Source organism: Pseudomonas sp. SWRI81 (genome assembly GCF_014268545.1).
Lineage (GTDB): Bacteria > Pseudomonadota > Gammaproteobacteria > Pseudomonadales > Pseudomonadaceae > Aquipseudomonas > Aquipseudomonas hamedanensis.
In genome coordinates this window covers 20,979-27,820 of sequence record NZ_JABWQS010000060.1, presented here as the reverse complement: position 1 = coordinate 27,820, position 6,842 = coordinate 20,979, and the positions used below count along the sequence as shown (strand labels likewise).

Sequence of the window (6,842 nt, the reverse complement as noted above, 5' to 3'; positions counted from 1 at the left end):
GGCACGAACATACTCAGTTGCGTTTTGACTTCGGTCTGGTCGACGGTTTCAACCCACACGTTTTGCCCGGTGCCCCAGAAGATGGTCAACTTGTCGCCAACCGCCATGTTCCCCCACGGACCCGCCTGGCACAGCAGACCATTGAGTGGAAAATTGCCCAGCGCGGCCGCGATATTGATCCCCCAGATTTTCACCGGAGTTTCCGCTACCGGGCCGGTGCGACCAGGGATCTCGAGTTCCGCGAGGACGAGGGGCTTGCTGGGGCTGGACATGGCGCTGACTCCGTGGGTAAAGGCGACGGAGTGAGTTAACGCGTATTGGAGGGCTTGCGCACCTGTCAGATCTGACAGGTGCGGGCTTGAGTCCGACGGGCGGTGCGGGTTCGAGTGGTGCTTGTAAGAAACACGGAGTCAGTGCCGGCCCCTTCGCGAGCAGGCTCGCTCCCACAGGGATCTTAAGTGGCCACAGGTTTTGGGTACGCCAAGGACCAAATGTGGGAGCGAGCCTGCTCGCGAAGAGGCCGGCACGGCCACCGCCTGATTCAGCCGGCCGACATCACCCCGGCAACTCCGGATTATCCAGTACCCGGTTCGTGGATTGGATGTGGGTTCAGTAGAACCCACATTTTTAATCTCGCCAGACTCAATACCTCCAGTTTAGAGTGAACGGCCACACCTCGATCACGGACAGATCCTCATGCCAGACCCGAACCCCGTCATCCACCTCGATCGCTTCAACGAATCCCATCTCGAGGGTATTACCGCGCTATACAACGACCCCGCCGTGGCGCGGCAGGTGTTGCAGATGCCGTTCCAGTCCACCGAAATCTGGCGTCAACGGCTGCTGACGGACAATGAACGCGCTGTGAAATTGGTCGCTCTGCATCAGGGCGTGGTGATTGGTAATCTGGGGCTGGAAGCGCACTCGCGGATGCGCCGGGCGCATGCCGGTAGTTTGGGCATGGCCGTCGCCGTGGCGTGGCAGGGCAAAGGCGTGGGTTCGAAGCTGTTGGCGGCGGCGCTGGATGTCGCCGACAACTGGATGAATCTGCACCGCGTCGAACTCACGGTGTATGCCGATAACGAGGCGGCTATCGGACTTTATCGCAAGTTCGGCTTTGAGACCGAAGGCCTGTTTCGCGATTACGCGGTGCGCGACGGGCAGTGGGTCGACACCCTGAGCATGGCCCGTCTGCGCGGTTCGTCGAAGGCCTGACTCAGTCGCCCAGGGCGAACGCCACCGCCGACTGCGCATGCAGTTCGGTGGTGTCGAGCAGAGGCACGGCGCTGTGTTCGGGTTTGATCAGCAGGCCGATTTCCGTGCAGCCGAGAATGATCGCTTGGGCACCGCGGGCGGTCAGGGATTCGATCACCCGCTGATAGATTTGCCGCGACTGATCGCTGATCACTCCGACGCAAAGTTCGTCGTAAATGATTCGGTGCACGTCCTTGCGCTCGGCTTCTGCCGGCACCAATACCGTCAAACCCTGGGCGATCAGGCGTTGTTTGAGGAAGTCTTGCTCCATGGTGAACGCGGTGCCGAGTAAGCCGACCGTATGCGCTTCAATCTCCAGCGCAGCCTGGGCCGCCGGTTCGGCAATGTGCAAAAACGGAATACTGATCGCCGCCTGAATCTGCTCGGCGACCTTGTGCATGGTGTTGGTACACAGCACCACGCATTCGGCGCCGCCAGCTTCGAGACTGCGCGCAGCATCGACCAGGATCGCTGCAGCGTCGTCCCAGCGCCCGGCGTGCTGGGCCTGTTCCACCGGGCCGAAGTCGACGCTGTGCATCAGCAATTGCGCCGAGCGCAACGGCCCGAGACGATTACGGACCTGCTGGTTGATCAGGCGATAATACTCGGCGCTGGACTCCCAGCTCATGCCGCCGATAAGGCCGATGGTGCGCATGCTGTGCTCCTCAGGGTTGATCAGGGAGGTGAGTGTCCTTTGTATAGGGTGTCGCGATCCAGCGAAAAATTACCGATGCCGGTCTCGCGCATCTGCCATGCTGGGTGTCCGCAGTACTCTTCAGGGAACACCGCAATGAACGACGTACAGCAACTGGGCGAAATGCTTCGCCACTATGCCGAGAGCGAAGCGCACAAGAAGCAACTGTTCGAGACGCAATCGGCGACATGGACCACGCGCATCGACGCGTTGTTCGGCGATATTCAGCAATGGCTGGAGCCTGTGCAGGCACCGCATCTGCTCGAGGTGACTCGTGAAGCCTATGTGGCGTTCGGGCCGAGCGCTCCGGTGGAAACATCGACCTTTAAAACTGAAAAGCTGAGCATCGTGATTGCCGGCAAAGCGGTGGAGTTCGTGCCGGATGTGATGGGCAGCGGCGGGCAGATTTCGCTGGCGGTGATGGGGCTGACGGCGGCGCGCTACGGCAGTATCTCGCTGGTGGGCCTGGCGGATGGCGGATGGCAGTGGCGCAAGACCAATGGGCTCAAGGATCCGGATACGTTTGTGTTTGACGCGAACTTCCTCGCTCAGCAACTGCAAAGCCTGATCCCTAGAGACCGCGCATAGTCCTCACGGACTGACTCCATTCCCCTGCGGGAGCGGGCTTGCTCGCGAAAGCGGTGTTTCATCCAACATCTTCGGTGACTGAACCACCGCCTTCGCGAGCAAGCCCGCTCCCACAAGGGTTCTGCGACAGGTTACATATCGAGGTCGATCCAGCCCGGTCTGGCTTCTTCCGGCGCCACCGCGTTCACGGTTTTTCCCGTCGCCAGTTCCACCCGCCGCGCCACCTCCGGGTCATCGGCAAAGGGCACCATGCTCGCTTCATCCAGACTGTCCGCGGTTTCGCGACGCAGGCAGTACTCCACCGCCAGCCACAAGAACACCACGCCCAGCACATCGAACACAACCTCAACCATGACCGACTCCCGTCTCAGGCAATCTGCGCTTCACGCTGCGCCACGGCGACGTCCGCCACGCGCACCGTGCGCCAGACGTTGTAGGCCATCAGCAACATGCCGGTCAGGAAAAACACGCCACCGGCAAAGCGCACGACGAAGCCCGGGTGACTGGCCTGCAGCGCTTCGACAAACGAATAGGTCAGCGTGCCGTCCTCGTTGACTGCTCGCCACATCAGGCCTTGCGTGATGCCGTTGACCCACATCGAGGCGATGTACAACACGGTGCCGATGGTCGCCAGCCAGAAGTGCAGGTTGATCAGCGGCGTGCTGTACATCTGCTCACGGCCGAACACTTTCGGCACCATGTGATAAGTCGCACCGAACGTGATCATTGCCACCCAGCCCAAGGCCCCGGCGTGAACGTGGCCAATGGTCCAGTCGGTGTAGTGGGAGAGGGCGTTGACCGTTTTGATCGCCATCATCGGCCCTTCGAACGTCGACATCCCGTAGAACGCCAGCGACAACACCAAAAAGCGCAAAATCGGATCGGTGCGCAACTTATGCCAGGCGCCGGACAGCGTCATCATGCCGTTGATCATCCCGCCCCAGCTCGGCGCCAGCAGGATCAGCGACATGGCCATGCCCAGCGACTGCGCCCAGTCGGGCAGGGCGGTGTAGTGCAAATGGTGCGGGCCGGCCCAGATGTACAACGTGATCAGCGCCCAGAAATGCACGATCGATAACCGGTACGAATACACCGGCCGGTTGACCTGTTTCGGCACGAAGTAATACATCATCCCGAGAAACCCCGTGGTCAGGAAAAAGCCCACGGCGTTGTGCCCGTACCACCATTGCACCATGGCGTCCGTGGCCCCGGAATACACCGGATATGACTTGAACCAATCCACCGGAATCGACAGGTGATTGACCACATGCAACATGGCAATCACCAGAATGAACGCGCCGAAAAACCAGTTGCCGACGTAGATGTGCCTGGTTTTGCGCCGCACCACCGTGGTGAAAAACACCACGGCGTAGGCGACCCAGACCACGGCCATCCACACCGCGCCGGAGAACTCGATCTCGGCGTACTCCTTGGTGGTGGTGTAGCCCAGCGGCAGGGTGATGAGCATGACCACAATCACCGATTGCCAGCCCCAGAAGGTGAACGCGGCGAGGCTGTCGGAGAACAGCCGCACCTGACAGGTACGCTGCACCGCGTAATAACTGGCGGCGAACTGCGCGCTGCCGGCAAAACCGAAAATCACCAGGCTGGTGTGCAGCGGGCGTAAACGACCGAAAGTGGTCCACGGCAGATCCAGGTTCATTTCCGGCCACACCAGTTGCGAGGCGATCCACACGCCCATCGCCATGCCCACCACACCCCAGAAAACGGTTGCAATGACGAATTGGCGGACGACCTTGTAGTTGTAGGCCTGCCCGATTGTTGCTGTGCTCATGGTCAGTTCATCCACGGTTGCCAAGTCTTGCCAGGCCTCCTGGTCTGGCTTGGGGTGCACTGTAGGAACCGCGGTGCCAACAAAACAGGCTCAGGAAATAATGATTTGAGCAGATCAGATTCCGAGGCGATCTGCGGCGGGTTTGCCGCTTTTGATCGGGTGCCTTGCCTATTCGATGCTTCTGTTCCATGCCCCGGTCCCTGTAGGAGTGAGCCTGCTCGCGATAGCGGAGGGTCAGTCGCCTCATTTCTAGCTGACAGACCGCTATCGCGAGCAGGCTCACTCCTACAGGGAGAGAAGGCACATACCGGGGAAACCCTTAGAACCCGGCCCAACCCGGCATTTCCCCTTGGGTCGATGGTGGCCTTTTGGTAGAGTCGCCGTCGCCAGCGGGTTTTCGGCTGGACGAGGGAATCGAAGAAGGGAGTCTGATCAGTGAGTCCGGGCAAAAAAATCCTCGGTCTCACAGCGTTGCTGCTGATGGTGACGCTGTGGGCCAGTTACTTTTACGTTTTCAAGGAAAATCGCGACGGCCAGCTTGGCGGTGTCGGTGAAAGCACCGCGTGGTGCGGCACACCGCCGACCACGGAAGCGGCGTTGCTGGGCAAGGACCAGTTGACCTTGCGTATCACCAACAACCTGCGCGGTGAGTTCATGCTCAGCGGCTCTGTGGTGGTTTCGGAGCGCACCTTCAACCGTTATGACCTGAGCCGCAACGAATTGCGCCTGCGTCTGGAACCGCTGCAGTGGTCTTACGGCGCCACGCCGATTTTCCTCGAGCAGGTCAAGGTTCAGCCGCTGAGTCGCAATCTCTCATCGACCAACAAAAGTGCGTTCGCCGAGCTTGAACCGCGACCGATCGGTGTGCGCGGGCAGGTCACCGGGTTTCCCTTCGACACCTATCGCTACGGCTACAAACCGGTGCTGTATTACCTCAAGGGCAGCGAACGCGTCGACCTGCGCTTCAAGAACATCACCACGCTGATGGAGATGTCCAACACCTTCACGCCGATCCAGAAGTACAACCGCGTCGAGTACATCAACGAACCCAACACGATGATCCGCGACGACGATTACAAACCTTACGCAGCGCATGAATGCGCCTTCAGCGTCGAGCGCAAGGGCGCGTTCAAGGCCGTGGTGTTGTTGCTGCTGCTGGTGCTGTGCCTGCCGCTGATGCTGGTGTTCTATCGTGACGTGCCGGGGATCGACTTTCTGGCGACACTGGTCGGGGTTGCGCTGGTGCGGGTGCTGCTCATCGGGCCGGTGCAGGATTTCCGTCTGTACAACATTGATTTTCTGTTCGGTGCGGCGATTTTGCTGGTGGGCACGGTGTCGCTGATCAAGGCGATGCGTATCAATAGCCGGCGAGAGATCGCGTTGCGCAGTGGCGAGACGTCTGCCTGGTAGGGCGATGACATTAAAAGCCCCTCACTCTGACGCTCTCCCGAGGGTGAGGGTGGGGTGAGGGGCCCGTCTACAGCTGGTCACGTCTATCAAATGAGCGCTGTGAACGCGTACGCAGCGTTGCGTGAACTTCGTGATTTGTAATCGCAATTGCCGCGCTTTTAGCTATACCTGTAGCTCCCCCTCTATAAAAGTTTGGGCCTTCTGACAGGAGTTACAGCATGAAGCTAGCAGTAATGGTGGGCACGCTGTGCATTGCCACCCTCGGCGTGGTGGGTTGTTCGAGCAAAACCGTCGCTCCCGACCAGTACTCCGGATTTCTCAAGGACTACAGCCAACTGAAAGAGACCAAGTCACCGTCCGGTGCCGAGGTGATGCGCTGGATGGACCCGAAACTGGACATCAACAAATTCTCCAGTGTCTACGTCGAACCCAGCCAGCTCTACCCCAAGCCGCAAGCGACCGAAAAGATTCCGCAGCAAACCCTCAATGGCATCACCAGTTATTACGATCAGGCGCTCAAGCGTGAGCTGAGCAAATCGCTGCCACTGGCCACCGGCCCCGGCCCTGGCGTAATTGTTGTGCGCCCGGCGATTACCGCCGTCAGCAGCAAGACCGAAGGCCTGCACGTATATGAGGTGATTCCGATTGCGTTGGTGGCCGCCGCGGTGAGCACCGCTACCGGTATCCGCGATCAGGAAACCACCCTGGCCACCGAGGCGGTGTTCATGGATGGCGCCAGTAACAAGGTGGTGGCGCAGGTGGTGCGCAAGGGCACCGGTCAGCCACTGGAAAACTCATCGCAGGTGATGAAAGCGACTGACGTCAAAGCAGTGATCGATGGCTGGGCGTCGGATATGCATCAGACCTGGCTGAAGCTCAAGGCTGAAGCCAAGTAATGCGTCGAGGCTGACGGCCTCTTCGCGAGCAGGCTCGCTCCCACTTCAAGTCATAAGTGAACTCAAGTGTGGGAGCCTGCTCGGGAAAGCGGCTTGACGGGCGCCGATTTACTGCCCGACAAACCAGCGAAAATACGGATTGCCTAGCCGTTCGCAGGGATTAATTGTTTGGTTTTGTGCCGCGAGTCGCCTTCACGGGGGAACG

8 protein-coding genes are annotated in these 6,842 nt (G+C 59.8%); 4 read left to right on the top strand and 4 right to left on the bottom strand.

The genetic code is table 11. From position 1 onward, the window contains the following. The coding region (locus HU765_RS25000) for a hypothetical protein (RefSeq protein WP_186623651.1) at positions 1–272 on the bottom strand (272 nt) is incomplete at its 3' end. 424 nt (positions 273–696) lie between these two features. Here HU765_RS25000 and HU765_RS24995 point away from each other — a divergent pair. Further along, positions 697–1,215 (top strand): GNAT family N-acetyltransferase, encoded by a 519-nt coding sequence (locus HU765_RS24995; RefSeq protein WP_186623649.1) that lies wholly within the window; start codon positions 697–699, stop codon positions 1,213–1,215. Position 1,216: 1 nt separating this feature from the next. Here the strand turns inward: HU765_RS24995 and HU765_RS24990 are convergent, their stop codons facing one another. Beyond that, complete coding sequence (locus HU765_RS24990; protein WP_186623647.1) at positions 1,217–1,909, bottom strand: aspartate/glutamate racemase family protein; 693 nt, start codon at positions 1,907–1,909, stop codon at positions 1,217–1,219. Positions 1,910–2,044: 135 nt separating this feature from the next. On the opposite strand from HU765_RS24990, the gene HU765_RS24985 reads away from it, so the two are divergent. After that, the gene (locus HU765_RS24985; RefSeq protein ID WP_186623645.1) at positions 2,045–2,536 is read left to right on the top strand and encodes a hypothetical protein; all 492 of its coding nucleotides are present in this window, start codon (positions 2,045–2,047) and stop codon (positions 2,534–2,536) included. Between the two features lie 131 nt (positions 2,537–2,667). On the opposite strand, the gene HU765_RS24980 is transcribed toward HU765_RS24985, so the two are convergent. Together HU765_RS24980 and ccoN are read right to left on the bottom strand one after the other, a co-directional pair. Further along, positions 2,668–2,889: a cbb3-type cytochrome c oxidase subunit 3 gene (locus HU765_RS24980; RefSeq protein WP_186623643.1), complete on the bottom strand. Its 222-nt coding sequence runs from the start codon at positions 2,887–2,889 to the stop codon at positions 2,668–2,670. A gap of 14 nt (positions 2,890–2,903) precedes the next feature. After that, on the bottom strand, positions 2,904–4,331 hold the full coding sequence (gene ccoN / locus HU765_RS24975) for a cytochrome-c oxidase, cbb3-type subunit I (RefSeq protein ID WP_186623641.1): 1,428 nt from the start codon (positions 4,329–4,331) through the stop codon (positions 2,904–2,906). Between the two features lie 435 nt (positions 4,332–4,766). Between ccoN and HU765_RS24970 the strand changes: the two genes are divergently transcribed. Both HU765_RS24970 and HU765_RS24965 read left to right on the top strand, forming a co-directional pair. Beyond that, positions 4,767–5,741, top strand: a complete 975-nt coding sequence (locus HU765_RS24970; RefSeq protein WP_186552322.1) for a hypothetical protein — start codon at positions 4,767–4,769, stop codon at positions 5,739–5,741. A 218-nt stretch (positions 5,742–5,959) separates the two neighbouring features. Further along, positions 5,960–6,637, top strand: a complete 678-nt coding sequence (locus tag HU765_RS24965; protein ID WP_186623637.1) for a DUF3313 domain-containing protein — start codon at positions 5,960–5,962, stop codon at positions 6,635–6,637. Positions 6,638–6,842: the final 205 nt, after the last annotated feature.

What these genes read in the sequence shown, in the direction of transcription:
- HU765_RS24985 (WP_186623645.1), top strand. Translation starts at nt 2,045, where the DNA reads ATGAACGACGTACAGCAACTGGGCGAAATGCTTCGCCACTATGCCGAG.
- HU765_RS24980 (WP_186623643.1), bottom strand. Translation starts at nt 2,889, where the DNA reads ATGGTTGAGGTTGTGTTCGATGTGCTGGGCGTGGTGTTCTTGTGGCTG.
- HU765_RS24965 (WP_186623637.1), top strand. Translation starts at nt 5,960, where the DNA reads ATGAAGCTAGCAGTAATGGTGGGCACGCTGTGCATTGCCACCCTCGGC.
- HU765_RS24995 (WP_186623649.1), top strand. Translation starts at nt 697, where the DNA reads ATGCCAGACCCGAACCCCGTCATCCACCTCGATCGCTTCAACGAATCC.
- ccoN (WP_186623641.1), bottom strand. Translation starts at nt 4,331, where the DNA reads ATGAGCACAGCAACAATCGGGCAGGCCTACAACTACAAGGTCGTCCGC.
- HU765_RS24990 (WP_186623647.1), bottom strand. Translation starts at nt 1,909, where the DNA reads ATGCGCACCATCGGCCTTATCGGCGGCATGAGCTGGGAGTCCAGCGCC.